Annotated in this window: 2 protein-coding genes; one reads left to right on the top strand and one right to left on the bottom strand. The window is 74.4% G+C overall.

The features are described from left to right. Window positions 1–114: 114 nt before the first annotated feature. A complete protein-coding gene (locus AB0J08_RS36285; protein WP_360642621.1) occupies window positions 115–1,281 on the bottom strand; it encodes a TetR family transcriptional regulator in 1,167 nt (388 codons plus the stop codon). A gap of 284 nt (window positions 1,282–1,565) precedes the next feature. On the opposite strand from AB0J08_RS36285, the gene AB0J08_RS36280 reads away from it, so the two are divergent. Then, complete coding sequence (locus AB0J08_RS36280; protein ID WP_360642619.1) at window positions 1,566–2,723, top strand: acyl-CoA dehydrogenase family protein; 1,158 nt, start codon at window positions 1,566–1,568, stop codon at window positions 2,721–2,723. Window positions 2,724–2,895: the final 172 nt, after the last annotated feature.

Raw genomic sequence — 2,895 nt, 5'->3', positions numbered from 1 at the left:
CGCTCGGGTCCGCCGGGGTGGCCCTGGTCAGCGACTGCTCCACGGCGGCCTTGGCCTGCCAGGCCGGGCTGTTCATGCGGGGGCGGGCACCCGGCCGTCGTCAGTGCCGCGGCACTAGGCCGGCTCGGCCAGGCCCAGCACGGCCCGGCCGAGCCGGCGCAGACAGTCCCCGAGGTCCGGCCGGTCGCTGTACGGGCGGTTCCGCACGCCGTCGTTGACCAGCGCGAACAGGGCGTGCACCCGGATCCTGGCCTCGGCCGCGTCGTACTCGGGGCGGACCTGTCGGAGCAGCTCGACCCAGGTCCGCAGGAAGTCCCGGCGGAAGTCCACCGCGGCCCGCCGGTCCGGCGCGGCCAGCCGCTCGGTCTCGCTCAGCATCGCGCCCAGGTAGTCGCTGTTGCGCCGGGCGAAGCCCACGTAGGCGGCCAGCGCGGCCTCCAGGGCCGGCCTTGGGCCGGCGGCGACGGCGATCGCCCCCTCCACCTCGTGCCAGAGCCGCTCCCGGCTGCGCACCAGCGAGGCGGCCAGCAACTGGGCCTTGCTGTCGAAGTGCCGGTAGACGCTCGGCCCCGAGATGCCCACGGCGGCGCCGAGTTGGTCGGTGCTGACGTTGTCGAACCCGCGCCGGTGGAACAACCGCACCGCCGCCGCGAGCAGTTCCTCCCGGCGGGGCTGCGGCCGTGACGGCGCAGCGGCGGGGTGGTCCTGCGGGTCGGGGCAGGTGCCGACCAGCGGTACCGCCAGGATCGCCGCGACGAGCTCGCGGAGCAGTCGCTCGGCCCGGCGCGGCTGCGGCAGCGCCGACTGGTAGGACAGCCCGGCACCGGCCGAGAGCGCCGACCAGCAGAGCAACGCGGCGTCGGCGGCGTCGAGTTCCGGGCGCTCGGCGCGGAGCACCGCGGCCATCAGCGCCGCGTCCGAGCGCAGCTCGCGGCGCAGTGCGGCCCGCCGGGCGGGCGGCAGCAGCCGGGCGTCGCGCTGCACCAGCGTGCCGAGCGGGCGGTGCCCGACCGCGACGGCGGCCACGGTGGCACCGACGGCCGCCGTGGTCGAGGCCTCGCGCAGCCCGCCGGCCAGCGCGTCCAGCCCCGATCGGAGGGTGCGGTCCAGCAGTTCGGGCTTGCCCCGGAAGTGCCGGTAGAGGGCCGGCGCGGTGATGCCGACCCCGGCGGCGACCTCCGTCATCGAGACCTGGTGGTACCCGCTGCGGTGGAAGCGCTCGGCGGCCACGGCGATGATCTGCGCCTGCCGGGACCGCGCGGGCGGCCGTCGATCCACCATGCCGCCGCTCCCTCGCCCTTGCCCGCCGGGGTGCCGACCACCGGGTCGGCGGGGCTGCCGCCCGCACTGCCGCCCGTAGGTTAGCAAGGATTCACTTGTGGCGGCCCTGAGCCTGCGACACCGGGCTCGGTCACGGTACGGACACCGCCGCGTCGACCCTGGACAGTCGAAGCTACCCGGGATTAACTTGTGGGGCGATCAGCTGTACACCGGCCCGCAGCCGCCCGGCCGCGGCGCAGGCGTGCCGGTCCGCACCGCCCGGCACCACCGAAGGGAGCGCCGTCGTGCGCCGCACCGTGTTCACCGAGGACCACGAGGCCTTCCGGGAGACCATCCGGGACTTCATCGCCCACGAGGTCGTCCCCGTCTACGAGAGCTGGGAGGCCGAGGGCCACCCGCCGCGCGACTTCTACCGTCAGCTCGGCGCGCTCGGCGTCTTCGGCATCGAGGTCCCGGAGGAGTACGGCGGCGCGGGCGAGAGCGGCTTCAAGTACCAGGCGGTCGTCGCCGAGGAGACCGCCCGGGCGGGTGTCAGTTTCGGTTCCTCCGGCGTGCACACCGGCCTGGTGCTGCCGTACCTGCTGGAGTACGCCGACGAGGAGCAGAAGCGGCGCTGGCTGCCGGGCTTCGTCTCCGGCGACATCATGACCGCCATCGCGATGACCGAGCCGGGCGCCGGCTCCGACCTCGCGGGCATCACCACCACCGCCCGGCTCTCCGAGGACGGCACCCACTACGTCCTGAACGGCGCCAAGACCTTCATCACCGGCGGCGTGCTCGCCGACCTCGTCCTGGTGGTCTGCCGCACCGCGCCGTACGACCCGCAGAACCGCCGGGCCGGCCTCTCCATCCTCTGTGTGGACACCGCCTCCGCGGGCTACACCGTCGGCCGCAAGCTGCAGAAGATCGGCCTGCGCACGTCCGACACCGCCGAGCTGGCGTTCAGTGACGTCAAGGTGCCGGTGGAGAACCTGCTCGGCGAGGAGGGCAAGGCCTTCTCCTACCTGACCCACAACCTGGTGCAGGAGCGGCTGGCGATCGCGGTCGGCGCCTACGCGGCCTCCGCGGCGGCGGTGCGGTTCGCGCTCCAGTACGTCAAGGAGCGCAAGGTGTTCGGCCAGGCGGTCGCCGAGTTCCAGAACACCAAGTTCACGCTGGCCGACTGCGAGGCCCAGGTGGTGGCCCAGCAGTCGATGGTCGACCGCGCGCTGGAGCTCTACCAGAACGGGGAGCTGACGGTCGCGGACGCGGCGGCGACGAAGCTGTTCTGCACCGAGTCGGCCTCCGGCGTGATCGACAAGTGCCTCCAGCTGCACGGTGGTTACGGCTACATCCTGGAGTACCCGATCGCCCGCCTCTACACCGACAACCGGGTGTTCCGGATCTACGGCGGCACCAGCGAGGTCATGCGCAGCATCGTCGCGAAGTCGCTCGGCCTGTAGCGGACGCCCTACGGGAAGCCCCGCCTCTCAGGCGCCCCCGGCCCCGGGCCGTCATCGCCGGGAGCGCCGGGAGCGCCGGGAGCGCCGGGAGCGCCGGGAGCGCCGGGAGCGCCGGGAGCGCCGGGAGCGCCGGGAGCGCCGGCGGGCCGCACCCCCATGGCGGCCCGCCGGC

It is taken from the genome of Kitasatospora sp. NPDC050463 (assembly GCF_040655255.1).
Lineage (GTDB): Bacteria > Actinomycetota > Actinomycetes > Streptomycetales > Streptomycetaceae > Kitasatospora.
The sequence above is the reverse complement of the archived record's forward strand: the minus strand, read 5'-3'. Positions and strand labels throughout refer to the sequence as shown.